Source organism: Terriglobia bacterium, assembly GCA_032252755.1.
GTDB lineage: Bacteria > Acidobacteriota > Terriglobia > Terriglobales > Acidobacteriaceae > JAVUPY01.
In genome coordinates this window covers 82,483-101,440 of record JAVUPY010000054.1, presented here as the reverse complement: position 1 = coordinate 101,440, position 18,958 = coordinate 82,483, and the positions used below count along the sequence as shown (strand labels likewise).

The 18,958-nt window shown below is 57.8% G+C and carries 13 protein-coding genes; 8 read left to right on the top strand and 5 right to left on the bottom strand.

The genetic code is table 11. From position 1 onward, the window contains the following. Window positions 1-97: 97 nt before the first annotated feature. From ROO76_13325 to ROO76_13315, 3 genes are all read left to right on the top strand, one after another. A complete protein-coding gene (locus tag ROO76_13325) occupies window positions 98-1,876 on the top strand; it encodes a SpoIVB peptidase S55 domain-containing protein (protein MDT8069140.1) in 1,779 nt (592 codons plus the stop codon). A gap of 244 nt (window positions 1,877-2,120) precedes the next feature. Next, complete coding sequence (locus tag ROO76_13320; protein MDT8069139.1) at window positions 2,121-4,442, top strand: hypothetical protein; 2,322 nt, start codon at window positions 2,121-2,123, stop codon at window positions 4,440-4,442. Between the two features lie 858 nt (window positions 4,443-5,300). After that, entirely contained in the window at window positions 5,301-5,480 is a 180-nt protein-coding gene (locus tag ROO76_13315) for a hypothetical protein (protein MDT8069138.1), read from the top strand. Between the two features lie 124 nt (window positions 5,481-5,604). Here ROO76_13315 and ROO76_13310 read toward each other — a convergent pair whose 3' ends face one another. Beyond that, window positions 5,605-6,873, bottom strand: a complete 1,269-nt coding sequence (locus tag ROO76_13310; GenBank protein MDT8069137.1) for a hypothetical protein — start codon at window positions 6,871-6,873, stop codon at window positions 5,605-5,607. Window positions 6,874-7,201: 328 nt separating this feature from the next. Beyond that, a complete protein-coding gene (locus tag ROO76_13305) occupies window positions 7,202-8,410 on the bottom strand; it encodes a hypothetical protein (protein ID MDT8069136.1) in 1,209 nt (402 codons plus the stop codon). Window positions 8,411-8,984: 574 nt separating this feature from the next. On the opposite strand from ROO76_13305, the gene ROO76_13300 reads away from it, so the two are divergent. After that, window positions 8,985-9,515, top strand: coding sequence for a hypothetical protein (locus ROO76_13300; GenBank protein MDT8069135.1), 531 nt, complete (start codon window positions 8,985-8,987; stop codon window positions 9,513-9,515). Between the two features lie 201 nt (window positions 9,516-9,716). Here ROO76_13300 and ROO76_13295 read toward each other — a convergent pair whose 3' ends face one another. The 3 genes from ROO76_13295 to ROO76_13285 form a co-directional block, all read right to left on the bottom strand. After that, the gene (locus ROO76_13295; protein MDT8069134.1) at window positions 9,717-10,379 is read right to left on the bottom strand and encodes a PEP-CTERM sorting domain-containing protein; all 663 of its coding nucleotides are present in this window, start codon (window positions 10,377-10,379) and stop codon (window positions 9,717-9,719) included. Window positions 10,380-10,768: 389 nt separating this feature from the next. After that, window positions 10,769-13,477, bottom strand: a complete 2,709-nt coding sequence (gene leuS / locus ROO76_13290; protein MDT8069133.1) for a leucine--tRNA ligase — start codon at window positions 13,475-13,477, stop codon at window positions 10,769-10,771. 194 nt (window positions 13,478-13,671) lie between these two features. Beyond that, complete coding sequence (locus ROO76_13285; GenBank protein MDT8069132.1) at window positions 13,672-14,637, bottom strand: deoxyribonuclease IV; 966 nt, start codon at window positions 14,635-14,637, stop codon at window positions 13,672-13,674. Between the two features lie 121 nt (window positions 14,638-14,758). Here ROO76_13285 and ROO76_13280 point away from each other — a divergent pair, with 121 nt between their 5' ends. The 4 genes from ROO76_13280 to ROO76_13265 all read left to right on the top strand — a co-directional run bounded on the left by ROO76_13280 (window position 14,759) and on the right by ROO76_13265 (window position 18,872). Continuing rightward, window positions 14,759-15,088 (top strand): PadR family transcriptional regulator, encoded by a 330-nt coding sequence (locus ROO76_13280; GenBank protein ID MDT8069131.1) that lies wholly within the window; start codon window positions 14,759-14,761, stop codon window positions 15,086-15,088. A gap of 24 nt (window positions 15,089-15,112) precedes the next feature. After that, window positions 15,113-17,860, top strand: a complete 2,748-nt coding sequence (locus ROO76_13275) for an ABC transporter permease (GenBank protein ID MDT8069130.1) — start codon at window positions 15,113-15,115, stop codon at window positions 17,858-17,860. 234 nt (window positions 17,861-18,094) lie between these two features. Then, window positions 18,095-18,256 carry a hypothetical protein gene (locus ROO76_13270; GenBank protein ID MDT8069129.1) on the top strand — a complete coding sequence of 54 codons (162 nt, stop codon included), beginning with the start codon at window positions 18,095-18,097 and terminating at the stop codon, window positions 18,254-18,256. 259 nt (window positions 18,257-18,515) lie between these two features. Then, entirely contained in the window at window positions 18,516-18,872 is a 357-nt protein-coding gene (locus ROO76_13265; protein MDT8069128.1) for a PilZ domain-containing protein, read from the top strand. The last annotated feature ends 86 nt before the right edge of the window (window positions 18,873-18,958 follow it).

Here is an 18,958-nt window from a genome sequence, read left to right as displayed (position 1 = left end):
TTCCGGCGTTTACATACGTAGCAGAGCGATATCTCTGTCGCTTCATTCTACGCTCGTCGGAAGGGCGCAACGAAAGGAAGTCAGGGCCACCGTCTGTATGAAACGACTTCTCGCGCCCCTTTCAGTCTTCGTCTTGTCCCTTGCATCGATCTGTGCCTTTGCTGCTGAAAAAACCAGCGTCCCCATCATGCCATTGAGCCAGGTGAAAATCGGCATGACAGGGACCGCCTATACCGTATTCCAGGGCGTTAAGCCCGAGCCTATGGGCGTGGAGGTCCTTGGCATTCTTCGCAACATGACCGGGCCCAAAGGTGACATCATCCTCGTTCGCCTTCACGGTGCAAAACCCGATTTCACCGGTGTAGTTGCCGGAATGAGCGGAAGCCCTGTTTACATCGACGGCAAACTTGTCGGCGCCATCTCTTACCGCATTGGGGAATTTTCGAAGGAACCCATTGCTGGTGTGACGCCGATCGAGAAAATGCTCGAAATCAATGAGATGGACACGTCGCAAACGCCGCTTCCGACGCCGGTTGCTGCCAGTCCCGAATCGCCGGAAGCCACCGGCGGTCCCGGCATCGATCCGCAGGTCGCGACACCGTATCAGTACTTGAGACCGATCGACACTCCATTGGTTTTCTCCGGCTTTACTACTGACGCAGTAAAGCGTTTCGCGCCCCAGTTCGCCGCCGCGGGCATCGTCCCGGTGATGGGCGTCGGCTCCGCCGAAAATACCAAGCAGCCTGAGCCCATCGAGCCCGGTTCTTCTGTCAGCGCTGTCCTCGTCCGCGGCGACATGGACATTACTGCCACTTGCACCGTCACCTACGTGGACGCCACCCATCTTCTCGCGTGCGGCCACCCGCTGATGGACTTCGGCAATGTCGATATGCCGATGACAAAATCGACGGTACTCGCGACGCTGCCCTCGCCAGCCAACGCCTTCAAAATTGCGACCGCCACCGAACAGATCGGCGCCTTCATGCAGGATCGCCACACCGGCATTCTCGGCCGATTCGGCAAGCAACCCGAGATGATTCCGGTCACGCTGAGTTTTCACGGCATCTCGAACCCGAAGACTTTCCACTTCGAAGTCCTGAACAATGCGCGCTTCACGCCTGTCGCCATGATGTCGACGGTTTACAGCGCCATCCAGGGCATTAATGAGTACAGCGAAGACACTACCTTCCGCGTCGAGGGCTCTGTCAACGTCGCCGGCTACCCGAAACTGGAACTGAACAACATGTACGCCCCCGGCGACAGCAATACGCCGACCGCCGCCGCCATCGCCACCGCTCTTGGCGAACGCTTTAGCCGCATCTTCGACAACCCCTACGAGCAGCCAAAGATCAACGGTGTAGAACTGAACATCGATCTCGTTCCCGATCGCCGGTGGGCGCGTCTCGAAACCGCACGCACGGACGTCACCGAAGCCCGCCCGGGCGATGAAATCGTCGTCGAAACCGTGCTTCGCCCCTATCGTGGTGAGCGCATCGTGCGCCAGGTTCCCATCCGGATTCCGACCTCGACGCCACGCGGCACCCTCCGCATCCTCGTCAGCGACGGTGACACGCTCGATCGCATGAGCCATACCGGCTTACAGCAGCGCCGCATGGACCTGCAATCCACCATCGCGCAGCTCAACAAGCAGCACGAAAACAGCCGCCTCTACGTTTCGCTGCTCGAGGCAAACCCGCAGGCCGTCGTCGAAGATAAGGTCATGCCAACCCTGCCCCTCTCCGTCATTAACGTGATGGAAGGCATGCGCGGCACGCAGGATATGGTCCTCGTCGGCGAATCGTCGGTGAGCGAAGCGAGCACACCTTTTGACTACGTCGTCACCGGCTCGCAAGTCATCACCGTCAACATCCGCTGAGAGATTGTGGCCCGGATGCGCGCTCCGCTCGCGCGCATATCGGGGGCTTTTTTGGGGGCCCCTGTGGCCCTCTGTGCTCACTCTGCATTCGGCGCGCATAGGGAATGGTTCTTTGGGGGACTCACATTTGACGAATTGAATGCCAAACCTTGAGAATTACATCAATCGTCAATCTCACATTCGTCCATCGTGTTTCCGATTCATCATTCCGGCATTCGTCGTTTCGTCATTTCGTATTGGATCAATGAAAAACTCGTCACTCATCAATCTTCTTCGTCTCTCTGCATTTGTCCTCATCACCGCAGCCGCTTTCGCCCAAGGCACGCGCACTTGGGTACAGGGCAATTTCGATGACTTCGAGCGCGGCACATCCAAGGGCATCGCCATTCGCAGCGACGGATATATCGAGCTCGCGCCCGCCTTCCGCGCCCTCGCCACCACGCAATCGACCTTCCTGTGGTCCATTGCCAGCGACGATCGCGGCAACGTCTTCGCCGCCGCCGGTGCGCCGTCGCGCGTCTACCGAATCAATCCCGAAGGCAAAATTAGCGTCGTCCTGGCTCCCGAAGAGTTGCAGGTGCAGGCCCTGGTCGCCGGAAAGAACGGCGTGATCTACGCCGCGACTTCGCCCGACGGCCGCGTCTACCGCATTGCTCCGAAGTCGGCTGCTAACGCGAAGTCTTCTGCTAAATCTGCGTCCACGGCTGCGACCGCGAGCCAGCAGGAAAACCGGCCCGACGTTGCCATCGATCCCGAGTACACGTCTAGCGTCTACTTCGAACCCAGAACAAAGTACATTTGGGCGCTCGCACTCGATCCCGACGGCCGTCTTTATGTTGCCACCGGCGATCACGGCGAGATTTTCCGTGTCAATCCTGATGGCACCTCGTCTCTGTTCTTCCGCTCCGACGAAGCTCACATTCGCTGCATCGCCTTTGACCCGCATGGAAATCTCATCGCCGGCTCCGACGGAAGCGGCCTCATCTATCGTATCTCGCCCTCTGGAGAAGCGTTCGTCCTCTACAGCGCGCCAAAGAAAGAGATCACCGCCCTGGCCATCGACGCGCAAGGCAACATTTACGCCGCCGCTGCCGGAGACAAGCGTCCCAGCGTGGTTCCGCCCGCGACGTTCGCTCCGCAGCCTCAGCCCGCGCAACCGCCGGTTGTCGGCGCGAAACCAACCATCCAGCTCTCGCAAACTCCTGCGCCTCAACTGCAGCAGCAAATCCCCGTTCCCGGCCTCGGCGCAACTGGCTCCGAAGTCTACCGAATCGCGCCTGACGGCTCGCCCAGGCGACTGTGGTCCTCGCGCGAAGACCTCGTCTACGCTCTCGCCTTCGACGGCGACGGCCGCCTCATCGCCGGAACCGGGAACAAGGGCAAGATCTATGCCATCGGGATGAACGGCGACTTCACCGACCTGCTCAAGGCCAGCGCCAACCAGGTCGTCGGATTCACCCACGGGCCCAAGGGCTTGTACGTCGCTACCAGCAATCTCGGCAAGATATTCCTCATCGACAGCGCTCCCATTTCCGAAGGTAGCTTCGAGAGCGACGTCTTCGACGCCCACAACTTCTCGCGCTGGGGACGTGTCGAGCTTCTCTCCAAGGGCAACGTTGAGCTCTTCGCCCGCTCCGGTAATGTCGATAATCCCGATCGCAACTGGAGCAACTGGAATAAGGTCGATCTCCAGCACGATCCCACTCTCCAGGTTCCGGCTGCGCGCTACGTCCAGTGGCGAGCCGTGCTCCACGCCGGGAACCCAGCGCCACAGGTCAACAGCGTCACCATCAACTACCTGCCCAAGAACGTTGCGCCGGAGGTGGACGAGGTGAGCGTCATCGTGGGGTCGCGCTATCTCACGACGCCGCGCTCCATCAGCGACGTGCTCAATAACCCGCAACCGATCAACCCGAACCTCCCAGGAACCGCCAACGATCGCGACTACGTCTCAGTCAACTGGCGCGCGCACGACGAGAACGACGACCAGCTCAGCTACTCCATCTACTATCGCGGCGACAACGAGACTCGCTGGAAGCTCCTCAAGGACAACCTGGCTGATCGCTACTACTCCTTCGAGTCCAGTCTGCTGCCCGACGGCGGCTACCAGATCGAGATCGTCGCCAGCGACTCGCCTACCGAATCGCCTGACCACGCGCTCACCGGATCGCGCGTCAGCCCGCGCTTCGAGGTCGACTCCACGCCTCCAGTCGTCACTAACCTCGCGGCAACCCAGGAAAGCGATACGCTGCACATCACGTTCACCGGGATCGACTCCTTCTCTCCGGTACGACGCGCCGAGTACTCGGTAGATGCAGGCGAGTGGCAGTTCGTCGCGCCTGTTGGTGAACTCTCCGATGCCAAGACCGAGAATTACGACGTGACGGTTCCGATGCCGAACTCGAGCAACACAACCACAACTCAGCCCGAACTTCGCGCGCGCGGCAAGAAGCAGCCCGCAAACACGAGCGACGAAGAACACGTCGTTGTCGTCCGCGTGTACGACCAGTTCGACAACATGGGATCGGCCAAGGTGATCGTGAGACCGATGCAGTTCAAGAAATAGTTTGTTGTTCGTTCTTCGTTGTTCGTCTTTGTTCTTCGAAAAACGGAGGAACGATGAGGCTCTCGGAGAACCAGGGTAGTGTGCGGTGCTCCATCCCGGCCGGTCGTTGGGGTGGGGTGCTTCCCGCGAAATTACCCTACCCCCTATTTTTCGCTCCCTTTGTTTTCAACAGATACGGAAATTTCCCCGATAATTGACTGAGAGCAAAGAACTTAAATCTAAAAATCCAATTATGTCGTTTGCTTCCAGGGATTTAGGTTTCGAGAGTTGTGATTTGGGTGCTTGTTATCGGACATTGTTTGCGTCTCCAGTGCTTGAGAACGAGAGCCACGGCAGTGGCTCGGAACGACGTGGTAGGACGGCCCAGGACGCTTGGGTCCTGGGATGACGTCGGCGCGGCCGCGTACCGCAGCGACGAGCCGGGATGTGAAAGATCGTTCTTAGTTCTTCCTTACTCGTGGAATTGAGGGGGACGACCGCATTGGTAGCGGAAGTCACTTCTCAATATCCGAACGCGAAAAACCAACGGCGCCCGCCAGGGGCGCCGCTCGATGGACTGTGTCCAGAACAATTTTACAACGTAGGGTCAAGCGTGTCGGCGGTTAGAGATGAGGAAAATTTTCGGGGCGTTCCGAAATGGGAACGAGCAAGAGTTCCCCTTTCGCTCGCCTGGTTCCTTGTTCTTCTTTGTTTCGTCCTTATTTGAACAGTTCTGCCCAACCGAATCTTCTTTTCATCACCGATCACTGTGACCTATGAAAACTTCTCCGCGACTGTGCTGTTTACAGGAGCAGCAGTTAATCACGCGATGTGCCTGGGGCAACCAGCATATCCGATCCAATTTTAAGGAGGTAGTACATGACTTCCTGGATCATTTCGATGTTTCTGCTTGTTTCAACGGGTATCGGTGGAAGCATTATTACGAATGGCGACCAGGATCGCATTCAGTTGCAGGATCCGATACAGCAACAGGACCGATTGCACGACGGGTCCTGCCAGACGTCAAGCCTGATTACATTCACTCAGTTCAACAGCTAACAGGTGCTGCGCAGAAACGACTGCGGACAAACCCACATTATCTGCGTTCTCATCATGAACACTTGAACCTCAGGGGGACACAACACAAGCCGCCATCCCGGCGGCTTGTCTATCGTCGAGGTCGCTATTGATCGATCGATGCGAGAGTGTGCGGTGGAAGTCGCGTAATCTTCTTCAACTGGCCGATCTCGTCAGCGGTCAACTCATGGTCCAGCACGCCTTGTGTGCGAAGGGTCCGGTGCAGGTTACGGAGCGCATCTGAAAACCACACGTCTTTGACTTGGAGTTTTCGGTCCAGTTGGTACGTAACCTCTACAGACGGGTCTTCGCCGAGTTCGGAAACCACGACCGTGAGGACGTCGCCAGAATTCACAATGTGCGCAATTCGGTTTGATTCTTCCAGCTTTTGATTCACGCAAGTTCTTGGGAACGCGATTACCGCTTTTTCTTTGAGTTTCAGCGGCAGCACGGGGCGTGTCTCTCCTGCTGAGCTTGCCGAATTCTTGCGTGGCATCTCGAGAACTATCAACTCGGCCTCGTGACGTTCCGAAGCAAAACCGCCCATTAGAATCTCTTCCCTTCCGCAGCCGTCGACATCCGCCGTTTCCAGCATGCCCAGGTGCCCTTCATGAGCGAACGTAGCCAAAATCTCGCCCCGCGGAGAAAGTAGAAACAGCTTCGCTGAATGAGCCGGCAACTGGCAATCCAGCAGGAGGATGTAAGCGTCGGTTTCTCCGTGAGGTTGCGCTACGAGGAGGTCATTGATGACGTGCGTTCCGCCCGACCCATTGCCGGCGCTCGTCCGCGCAGGCGCAAAGCTCCAGCGTTCGTCTCCAGTTCCGGAAAAGCAATACAATGCACCAGGGTCGCGGAACGAGTTGAGGGGACTATATACGAAGAGAGTCTCCACGGTTCCGTCGCCTTCAATGTCGGCGAATGCGACCTTGCGATGGACGGCGAGCGACGCGTCAGAATAGTCCGCTGACTCCAGCGGTTCGGGAAAAGCCTTCCTCCAGATATCCATGCCTTTGGAATCCAGCACAGTCAAGGATCGCCGGCCAATGCGAAAACTTGCCGCCTGCTCTCGTCTGTGTTGTCCCAAGTAACCAATGAATTGGTATGCAAGGAGGGCCAAGAGAAGGACCGCGAGGGTGACAGCGATAATCCTTAAATAGGCAGGATTCGACGACCACGACCTGGTGCGGAATGTGGAGCGCCGCCAGCGTTCCAGTTCCGCGGTATCGGCGGTGACGCGCCCCTTTTCGCCCGGCATGCGCTGGACTGGCAATCCCTGTTCGCGCTCCCAAGTTTGCGCAGTTCGGAGAGAGACACCTAAGTAGTCGGCGATCTCTTTCCACGACGTCAACTGCTGGAGCTCCCGCTCTGGCGGCATACGATCTCCCCCAACCGGGCGCAGCGGAGGTGTATTGAGCGCGGTTGACGCTTATTGTAGCCCCGCCTTTCAGTGCGTCAACGCTCGTCTGGGTGGAAATTACCACGATGGCCGGATCATGAGAGTGGGCAACGGAAAAGAGGATTCCGGGAAGAGCTTTGCGGAACCTATGCTCATGATCTTTTCGGCGCCTGTGACTACCGCAGTCTTTGATCAGTCTGTAAGGAATGGCTGGCCCATAAAAGCGCCAGCCATTCCCTGCTACTCGGGGGAGCGAATGACATGCGACATAACGATCCAAGGTCGCATTCGAATTCTCTAAATCACCTTACCGCGGTCCCTTCTTACCTCCGCCGCCACCTGCATTGCCTGCCTTAATGCAAACGTCGAGGTAAGTCAGATTGTTATCTTTGTCGACGATTGGCACGTAAAGCGGAAGTCCGGTATCGCCACCCTCTTCAGCCTTCGCGTCAACGAGGGCAGCAATGTCACCGGGATCTTCTACCGGCGTAGTAGTGAGATCGACAGGTGGTGCAAGAGTATCTCCGAGTTCCATTGAGGAAGGAAGCCACGTATTGAAATCGATTGAGTCATCGGATGTGTAGAACGTCAGCCGCCACCATCCGGGCTTCAGAACTCCCTGGGTATTCATGCTCCGTAAATTCCAGTTGTACCCGTAAACGTAACTTCCCTTGATGTTGAGTTCGGCTCCATACAGAGCATCGAATTGGAAAACAGGTGCTGTTCCCCACTGGCCGGTCCCGCTGGTTGGGTTGAAAATCCACTGCGGCGTGTATGGAGACTGACTGACGCCCGTTCCTGATACTGGACAGGCCGAGCTAGTCGATTCCAATTTGGTGATGTTAAGACGTGCTTTCGCAGTGACGTTCACGGCATAGGGCCAGTTGACGGCACTGGCAGAATCCAGATAAATGTAGGCCTTCGGAGTCTCGGTGTCGGTGGCATGCAGACCCCAGAGCTCATTTGTGCCCTGTCCAAATACATGCCACATATCCATCCGTGTCCGCGAGTCGCCAACTGGAAGCAGCGAGAACGTGTTCGTTTCGACTCGTATCACCTGGACGGGCCAGGTTTTGCCCTCCAGGTTGTCGCCCCAGTCGATGTAATTTACCGGAAGAGCGGTACTGGACACGTTGTATCCAGCTTGCCATTTGTTGACTGGATCTTTCTGCCAGTAGATTCGTTCGACTGTAGCTGCAGAATCGAGTCCTGAGCACTTGGTCAAGCATGCGTCGTAACTGTCAGGCATACCTTCGGTGCCGACACAGGACGTGTTTGGATAGGTGGTGGTCCCGATCAACTCAGGCACTTCACACCCGTAGCTCATGGCAGTCGGAAATATCCCACCGAGCGTGTAGTCGCCAATTGTGCCGGTTTGGGACGCGGTCACATAGAAATTCGCCGGATACGAAAGATTCATTGTTGATTCAGAAGTTGGCGGTTCCCCTTGAGGGTAGGCCGGAATGCAAAGGAAGAAGAACAAAGCGAAGACCACCAGCAGCTCAACTTTCTTCATGATTTCCTCCGATCAACATGTCGGGAACGCATATTGCGTTTCGCATGAAGACGTCTCTTTCTTCCCCAAACGGGAATGATTTTGTTTCCCAGGATTGGACCGAGCCGAGGCCGTGATAGAGAGGACCACGTGAGCTTCATTGGGCTTGGCTAGTTCGAGGCGCGAGGGGGGAGGGGATCGCGCCCCGAATGGATGGGTCAAGCTCGACCAATATCATTCAGAGTATTCGGCCGTTGTTCGAGTGTTCAGGCGCGAATCAACCACACCGGATTGAAACCTGCAAGCGCGACGATACGCTTGCGCATAGCTTCGCTCGTTTGCGCACAGTTGCTGGGGAAACTAATCGCGAAATGCCGTGTTCTCGACTGTAGCGATTGGCACCTCAGTGCTAGTCCCAACCACTTAGCTGGAAACTCCAGCAGAGGAGAGCAGAATGAAGCGCAATGGCATGTTTGCAATCTTAGTAGCTGCGCTTCTGATGGTTCCAGGGTTAGAAGCCCAACGAGGGCAGAGGCCAGCAGGGGGTGGCCAAGGTGCTCCAGGAGGCCGTCAGTCGACAACGCAACCGCCGAGGATGGGGAGTAACTCCACGGTCGGATCCGGCACACGGGATCGTGACCGGACCTACGATCGGGACCGCCTGCACGACCAGGACTATGACCGCGCGCGCGATCGAGATCGCATCCACCAGGACATCCTCGCGAGCGACGTACAGCGAGATCAGTTGCGCAGTTGCGCGCAGTCTGCAAAGACCGCCCGCCAGCAGGCCCGCGACATGCAGAAGAGCGCGAAACGGTCCCAAACCAGCCTCGCGCAGATGACACAGGGGCGTGATCAACTGCGTACGCAGATCCAGACGATGCAACAACAGCACCAACAGTTAATGCAGGGAATGACGGCTCAGCAGCGGATCACGATGCAGGAACGCATTCAGACCATGGAACAGGCTCAGGAGCGCGTTCGAAACCAGATGCAGAACATGGAGAACGAACTGTCGCAGGCTGAGCCGAATCGGAACCGAATCGCTACCCAGGCTCAAGAGATGGAACGCGCAATGAAGGAATGGGAAAAACAGTATCGGCAAATGACTTCCGATATGACATAGCTCTCATCCCTGGGCTGTAGGTGACAACCATACGTGGTTGCTAACCACTTGTAGTCCCACTTGGGTCCGGCGGTTCTCCCCCGCGCCGGACCCGTTTTTTGCTCGGCGGGACCTTCACTGAAACAACAACCTGGTGCTGACAATTGAAAAGCCGCCCCGAGGGTCTGGGGCGGCCTTTTTCGTGCTGGGGGAGAGGGGGTGTCAGGCGAAGTATCTCCGGCGGATTGCACCGGCTGCGCCGACCAGTCCCGTGCCCAAAAGCGCAAGGCTTGAAGGTTCGGGAACGACCGGAGGCGGAGCCGATGTGTTGATCAGGAAGAACTCTTCGGTACCGTCGTTCGCGTTGAGATAGGTCAATTCGAACTGGACGGTGTCGCCCTCCTGAGGAGCGACAAAGCCGGAGAGAATGGCGTCGGCGTAGCCGTTTCCGTTGTTGGTGAGAACGAGCAACGATCCACCAGTACTGGCGCCGGACGTGCCGAACGACGCGACAACGACGCCGTTAATCAGCTCCGCAAAGTAGGTCAGCGTGGGCGACAGCTGCTGCGCCTGGTTGATGTCAATGCCGACGATGAAGTTGTTGCCCCCGATAGCATTGACGATGTCGTCGTAGGTGTAGATCGGCGACGACACCGGCGTGCCCACGCCGAAATCCTGCAATGAGCCACCCTCGGCGATGGATGTGTAAAGGAATCCCGAGGGCTGTTTGCAGGATGCATCACCGAAGACGCAAGGGCTGTTCAGCGTCTGCTGGTACTGCTGGTCGGCAGGAGCTGGTGAGGTGAGAGTTAGGGTATCGGCAGCGGCCCCCACGGCGAATAGAGCCAACACCAATACCAAGAGAATCTTTGACCCGGGTCGCATAAAAAACTCCTCTTGGTTGACGGACAGATGCTCGCCGTCTGGTTGGAAATTCAGTTGCTCCGCAGGATGGAAAACCGATGACAGTCTCGTCGGGTGATGACTCCGTCGGCCCAAAAAGGCAGCAACTGGTGATTGAAACCGCTCGGAGCAGGCTCAACGCGAAGGTTGGGGGGGGAGCCGCGAGCCCGAACGGCATGAACGTGCGAGCATCCTACGAGAAGTAAGCGACGGCGACAATATTTCGAACGATGCAAAGTACTTACATCGAAATGTGCAGGGGAGGGACGACCTGGAGGGCGGCCAGAGTGGTTACTGTGCAATAGATTGCATATTTGGAACGAAAATTTCCTATCAAAGCTGCCGCCCGAGGCTACTGAAGCGTGATCGAATCACCGCACCACGATATTTACCAGTTTGCCGCGGACGACGATTACCTTCACGATCTGTTTGCCTTCGAGCGCGGCTTTGACTTTTTCATCGGCGAGCGCGAGGGCTTTGATCTGATCTTCGGTGGCGTCGGCGGGGACGACGATGCGTCCGCGGATTTTGCCGTTGAGCTGGACGACGATTTCGATCGAGTCCTCTTTGATGAGTTCGGGATCGTATTTCGGCCACGGATGACGAAGCAGCGTCGAAGCGTCTTCGCCGAGCGCGGTCCAGAGTTCGTGCGCCAGGTATGGCGCGAAGGGCGCGAGTAAGAGGACAAACTTCCGCTGAACATCACCGGCGAATGCACGAGGTCGCGCAGCGTCGCCGTGCGGTGCGAACTCCTCACTGCCGTAGCACTCGTTCAACAACTCCATCAACGCCGCGATGGAAGTGTTGAAGTGCCAACGTCCGCTGAAATCGTCGGTGATGCGCTTGATCGTCTGATGAGTTTTGCGGAGAACCTTGCGTGCGGATGGAGTCAGGTCTTCGACGCGATACTCGCCTGTGCTCTTGACGGGATTCGAAGAGATGAACCGCCAGACTCGGGAGAGGAAGCGGGCGATGCCTTCGATGCCTTTGTCCTGCCAGTCGAAGCCCTGATCGGGCGGCGCGGCGAAGAGGGTGTACATGCGGGCGGCGTCGGCGCCGTAGCGCGCGACCATCTCGTCGGGCGAGACGAGGTTGCCGAGCGACTTGGACATTTTGGCGCCATCCTTGGTGATCATGCCCTGGGTGAAGAGCCGCTCGGCGGGTTCGCTGGTGCGGACGAGGCCGATGTCGCGCATGAACTTGGTCCAGAAGCGCGAATAGATGAGGTGAAGAACGGCGTGCTCGGCGCCGCCGATGTACTGGTCGATGGGGAACCAGTAGTTGACGACGTTGGAGTCGAACGGCCGGTCGGGCGTCGGACCGGTGTACCGGTAGAAGTACCAACTGGAGTCGACAAAGGTGTCCATGGTGTCGGTTTCGCGATGAGCTGCGGCGCCGCACTTGGGACACTTGACGTTGACGAACTCGGGCACGCGCGAAAGCGGTGAGCCTCCGGCGAGCGTGATCTCGACGTTGTCGGGAAGGAGGACCGGAAGATCCTTTTCGGGAACGGGGACGATGCCGTCATTCGGGCAGTAGATCATCGGGATCGGCGTTCCCCAGTAGCGCTGGCGGGAGATGCCCCAATCCTTGAGTCGATAGGTGACGGTGGCTTTGCCGAAGCCGCGCTGCTGGGCGTACGTGGCCATCTTTTTTTGCGCGTCGACGCAGGAGAGGCCGTTCCATTCGCCGGAGTTGATGAGGAGACTGTCTTCGGCGACGAAGGGGAGCACGGGTTCGTCGGGCTCGCCGGATTCGGGCGGCTCTTGCTCGCGGCGCGGAAGAATGACGACGCGGATGTCAATGCCGTACTTCTTTGCGAATTCGTAGTCGCGCTCGTCGTGCGCCGGGACGCTCATGATGGCGCCGGTGCCGTAATCCATGAGGATGTAGTTGGCGACCCAGACGGGGATCTTTTCTCCGTTGAACGGATTCGTAACGAAGCGGCGGGTGTCGACACCGTGCTTCTCGATTTTGCCGATGTCTCCGGCTTCCTTGGCGCGGCGCTGCTCGGCGATTAATTCTTCGACCTTGGCGTGGAGTTCGGGGTCGTTGGCGATGATGTCGGTGACGATAGGGTGTTCGGGCGCGAGTTGAACCGAGGTGGCGCCGTAGATGGTGTCGATGCGCGTGGTGAAGACGGAAATGGTCTCGCCGGCGGGACCGGTGAGGCCGTCGAGTTTGAAGTCGACGAGCGCGCCTTCGCTGCGACCGATCCAGTCGCGCTGCTGCTTGCGAACGTTCTCGGGCCATTCGTCGAGTTTGTCGACGTCACGGAGAAGTTCTTCGGAGTAGTCGGTGATGCGAAGGGCCCACTGCTCGAGTTCACGCTGCTCGACGCGCGTGGTTTCGTGACGCCAGCAGAAACCGTTCTTGGCCTGCTCGTTGGCAAGCACAGTCGCGCACTCGGGGCACCAGTTGACCTTGCTCTTTTTCCGGTAGGCGAGACCCTTTTCATAGAACTTGAGGAAGAACCACTGGTTCCACTTGTAGTACTCGGGAAGGCAGGTGGTGACCTCTTTCGACCAGTCGTAGGCGAAGCCGAGGCGCTTCATCTGCTGCTTCATGTTGGCGATGTTGCCGAGAGTCCATTCGCGCGGCGGGCGCTGGTTCTTGATGGCGGCATTTTCGGCGGGAAGGCCGAAGGAGTCCCAGCCCATGGGGTGGAGAACGTTGTAACCGTTCATCCACATGTAGCGCGCGAGGGCGTCGCCGATGGAGTAGTTGCGAACGTGTCCCATGTGAAGCGCGCCGGAGGGATAGGGGAGCATCTCGACGACGTAGTACTTCTTCTTGTCGGAGGTCGGGTCGGCGGCGTAGAGGGCTTCGTCGGATTCCCAGAGCCTGGACCATTTGAGCTCGATGGGCTCGAAGTTGTAGCGGTTGTCGTCTGGACGGTCGGGGGTCGAAGTCGAGGCGCTGGCGTCGGCGGGGCGGTCGGGTTCGGCGAGGCCGAGTTCCTGGGCGACGGCGCGGGCGTCCTCCTTTACATCTTCAACCACTTCTTTAACGTTGTTCGCGACTTCGCGGATGATCTCGGAGAGCTCGGATTCGGGGCGGGACGGCTTCTTATCGGTCATGGATACACGCGGGAAAACGAAGAAAGTATGAATCTTTGATTTTACAACGTGGGGAAGGCCGGGATTGACGATTGACGATTTTCTCATTGACGATTGGAAAACCAAGGCCAAAGCGGTGTTTGCTTTTCATTCGTCATTCCGGGATTCGTCATTTCGTCATTGCCGTTGCCTTTCAATCGTCAATGTAAAAATCGTCAATTGCTTTTCTTCGGTTTCCGGCGCGAGGGCTTGGAGGGAGCTACGAGGGATTTCAGCGCATTCACGTTCTTGAGGTCGTCTAGGGGTTGGTCGACAGGGGTTTCGGCGAGGAAGGCGGCGTGGGCGGTGCGCGGGTCGTTGAGGAGGCGGCGGAAGGGTTCGAGGCCGATCGACCCTTCGCCGATGTGCTGGTGGCGGTCGAGTTTGCTGCCGAAGGCGGCCTTGGCGTCGTTGCAATGCCAGACGAGGACGTTGTTGAGGCCGACGGTGGAGTCGAGTTCGCGGAGCGTTGTCTCGTAGCCGGTGGGGCTGACGATGTCGTAGCCGGCTACCCAGGTGTGACAGGTGTCGATGCAGGCGGCGACGGGAACGTGGGCGCGGAGACGATCGCAAAGCTCGGCGACCTGGTCGAACTTGCTGCCGAGGGAGAACTCGGCGCCGGCGGTGTTTTCGATGAGGATGGTTAGGCCGCCGCGCGCGAGATCGAGGCTGCGCACGGACTCTTCAATCGCGGCGGCGGCGTTGGCGAGGCCCTGCTCGCGGGTGAGGTCGCGGAAGGAGCCGGGGTGCAGGACAAGGTATTCGGCGCAGAGGGCGAGAGCGCGTTCGACTTCGCCGCGAAAGGCGGCAATGGATTTCTTGCGGAAGCCGGTGTTGGCGCCAGCGACATTAATCAGGTAGTTGGCGTGGATGGCGAGTGGCCGGAGATCGTATTTTTCGCGAAGGCGGCTCATCGTCTCGCATTGCGGCTTGCCGAGCGAGTACGGAGCCCACTGGCGCGGACTCGACGAAAAAGCCTGGAAGGCGTTACAGCCGAGTCGCCAGGCACGTTCGGCCGCGGTTTCGACGCCACCAGCGGTGGAGCAGTGAATGCCGATGCGGCGCGAGGTCGGCGGCGAGGCGGGCTTCGGGGGAAGAAGTTTGAGGATGTCTTTCTCTGGGCCCTTGAGGCGGTGGGGCATGGTTCTATTCTAAAGGGCTGTCGGTACTCGGCAGTCAGCGGAGCTGAGGGCCCAAACCTGGGATTGACCGCTATCAAAACTAACGATACTCTCATATCGACATTCGATATGAGAGCTCTCTATGACGGGCAAGACTGACTTACTTCAGGGCACACTCGACTTATTGATCCTCAAAGCCTTGGCGCTCGAGCCTAATCACGGCGTGGGTGTGGCTCGGCGGGTCGAACAGATCACGCGGGGAACGTTCGAGGTTGGGCCGGGATCGTTATTTCCTGCCCTTCACCGGTTGGAAGAGAAGGGATGGCTGACATCGGAGTGGGGTGAATCGGAGAATCGACGACGCGCCAAGTTCTACCGTCTCACCGCCTCAGGGCGTCGACAACTTGCCGAAGAAACGAGCAACTGGGAGCGCATTGCGGTTGCGATTGGAAATGCATTGGAAGCTACTTAGGTCTGCTCTTCCGGAGGCATTGGAATGCATCGCCTGTTGAGTCTGTTCCGCAATCTATTTCAACGCGACAGCGTGGAACGCGAGCTCGATGATGAATTGCAGGCGAGTCTCGATTTGCTGATTGACGAGAAGATCGCGGCCGGTATGGATCCGAATGCCGCCCGGCGCGCTGCTCGCATAGAACTCGATGGCATTGAATTGGTTAAGGAGAAGGTGCGCAGCATTCGGGCGGGCGCTCTGTACGAGCGCGTCGAGCAAGACCTGCGGTATGCATTGCGCAACCTACGTCAACACCCGCGCTTCGCAGCGACGGCCATCGGTGCGCTCGCAGTGGGCATCGGCGCATCGACGGTGATGTTCAGTGTCTTCTACAACGTTTTCTTTAATTCGATCGCGGCTAAAGACGCGAATCGCCTGGTGGTGCCCGTCATCCATGCTCCGGGTGAATGGGCGGGAGTAACGAAGCAGGCGGAGACGCTGTCATGCAAGCTGGCCGACCTGAACGTAATCCGTCGCGATAATGACATTTTTGAGCAGGTAGTCGGATATGAGTCGGGCGGGAGCGTGCTGCTCAGCAATGGCGCTGAGACATTTCAGCTCTTTTCCGGACTCGTCACCGATGACGCATTTCAGTTTTACGGCGTACCGCCACTTCTGGGCCGCGGCATTGTGCCGGGAGACGGGAACCCGGATGCTGCCCCGATATTCGTAATGAGCTATCGCACGTGGACACGCGAGTTCCACGGCGATCTTCGGTTAGTGGGACAGAGCTTCATCGTGAATGGAGAGCCGCGGACGCTCGTCGGCATAATGCCGCCTCAGTTCGAGGCATTCTCTCGTGCCGGCATTCTGAACCAGGTATGGATTCCATTCACATCGGCGTCCACGACAGCGGGTCCTCATTATGCGGCAGTCCGGTTGCTGGCGCGTTTAAAGCCTGGAGTGGGTATCAAGAGCGCATCAGCGGAGCTGGATGTGATTGTTCGCCGGATTGCCCAGCAGCATCCGGATGATTTTCCTAAACGGTTCACAACTGGCATCGAGTCTCTTACCGATTACCGCCTAGCGTCGTCGTCGGGTGCGATCTTCCGCGCAGACATGAAGAGAATGCTTTGGGCATTGCTCGCGGCGGCCGTAATGGTTCTTGTCATTGCTTGCACGAACATCGCCATTTTGCTGATGTCGCGCGCTTCGATACGGGAGCGGGAGATGGCGGTTCGATCAGCGCTGGGAGCGTCCCGTTCGAGGATCACATTCCAGCTACTGATAGAAGCCGCGGTGCTGGCGATCGCTGCTTCTCTGCTGGGATGCGGCATGGCATGGTTCGGAGCGCGGGCTGCCAATACGATACTTCATCAGCCTGCGTTGGCCGATCTCTCCGCGGAACTTGCGATTGGGCTCAACATGCCCGTTCTGCTGTTCGCAGTCGCATCAGCGACAATTACCACTCTTATCTGCGGAATCGCTCCTGCGGCTTATGCGTGGCGCACTAACCCGCAGAAATACCTTACCGGAAGTGGCAGGAACCGCTCAGCTGATTCCCGGCGCAGTCGCAAGGTGCGCTCGCTGCTGGTCATGGGCGAAGTGGCGTTGTCACTGGTACTGCTTGTAAGCGCGGGACTATTTACGCGTAGTCTATACCGGCTAACGCATGTCCCATTGGGTTTTGACCCCGACAACCTACTGCTCATGGTATTCGGCCCTGTTCGCGGTCATGACTACGTTCCCGACCGTGCGCGCATGGCGAGTGCCGCGTGGCAAGCTCAGCTACAGTCCATGATGGAACGGATTGGGCGCTTGCCAGGGGTTGAGTCTGTCGCCATCGACAACACGATCCCGGGTTATGGACCAACGACCGGCCCGCAGGTTTCGACACCGGGCAATGCGCGTTCGGAAGAGTCGGGAATCAACGAGTGCGACGAAAACTGCCTCAATGCTCTTCGATTTCAGCTGCTGCGTGGCCGCTGGTTCACTCGCGACGAAGTGCAGGGCCGACGGCTTGTTACTGTCTTGACTCAGAAGCTCAGTCGCGATTTGTTTGGCGATGACGATCCTGTAGGCAAACAATTGTTGGTTAAAAGTTGGCTGCATGAAGGGGATGCACCGAAACACGACGCATATTTCCGAATCATTGGCGTGGTTGCCGACGTCAAGAATGGCGGTCTCCAACAACCAGCGATGCCAATGGCGTTTACGCCGCCTCTGCTGAGCGGCGGTGTGGTCGTGCTCGTGAAGACAAGGGTCGATCCGGCTTCGATGATGCACGCGATCCAGGAACAGGTGTGGAGCGTGGACCCGAACGAAATTTTCTGGGTCTATCGGCCATTGGCGCAGTACTTCCAAGAATTCACTTATGCCACTCCTGAGATGTCGGTTCGAATGTTCGCGCCGCTGGCAGGTATCGCGCTGGTTCTGGTGATGGTCGGGTTATTCAGTGTGACCGCTTATGAGGTGTCGTTGCGGACTTATGAATTCGGAATCCGAACCGCACTCGGAGCCCAACGACACCACATTCTGCGGACTGTTCTCGGGCGCAATATGAGAGTGGTTGCAGTTGGCGTGCTGCTTGGCATAGGTGCAAGCAACGCGACTGGTCGGTTCATCGCGAATCAGCTCTGGGGCATTTCCCCTGCCGATCCGGCCGTATTCGCGACCGTAATTCTGATGGTTACAACGATCACCCTAACCGCGAGCATTATTCCCGCTCTAAAGGCTGCCATGGTTGATCCGACAGTTGCACTAAGGTCCGGGTGTGAGGGCCAGGTTTTTTAAAGTTCGGTTGCTTGAGAGTCGCTTTGATGAATAAGTCCTTCCAGACTCAAGCTCTTACCGCTTTCGAAGCCACGAAATACCTGTATATCCGCTCGGGCAATCATCGGTTCATTGCTGTGTGGGTGGTGGTTGTTGAGGGGCGGGTGATTGTGCGGTCGTGGAACGATAAGCCGAAGGGGTGGTATCGGGCGTTTCTTTCAGAGCCGCGGGGGCGTGTGAATTGGCGATCTCGAGGTGCCGGTTCGCGGAGTTCCGCTCCGCAGTCAACGGGTTAACGATGCCGCGGACGAGGCGTATGCGGCGAAGTACACGTCGAAGGCGAATGCGAAGTATGTGAGGGGGCTTAAGACGGCGAAGAGGAAAGAGACGACGCTGGAACTGGTACTCGCGCAATAGATCATGCAGAGAACTACCCCACCCTGAACGCCAAAAGAGGGCATTTAGAATGGGGCACCCCGAGTGGAGTACACAAAGATCGGGTTTCCTAAGGAACTATCCAACTCGAGCCGAAATACGGTTTGAATGGGGCACCCGAAATCGATTCTGCGTTAATCAAGTGATCGTTAGTACGAAGGCATTTCCGTGTCTTACATGCGTCTTTGGTAACCGTGCGCGGGGGCTGGGGATGTGTTTCCATAGCGGTCCGGAACTAATTATGGACAAATCTCCCCGTTTGGCCGCCATTCTGCCTTTGAAGATCACGATCGGTACGGAAGCCGATACTCACTTTGTACACACCATGGACATCAGCGCTTCGGGCGTAAAGGTGGTTCTACCTTTCAACCTCGATGCGGGTCGCGACGTAGTGCTCGAGTACAAGAAGAAACGCGCACGGGCGGTTGTGGTCTGGTCCAAGCCCATGCGCAGGAACGCCAGCGACTACGCGATAGGAATGCAACTGCTGGACGACGGGCAGCGGTTCTGGCTCGTTGACCTTGGGCCGAAGGCGCACATCCTGGAGAGCACTGGACAGAGGATCACGGAACGCGTTCCGAGGGCGAGCAACGACTAGAGCGCGATTTGAGACGCGTGGGTTGACCTCGAACGTCGATTTTAAGAAGCCGATTTTTCTATGGAAAGATCCGGGGCGATTGCTCG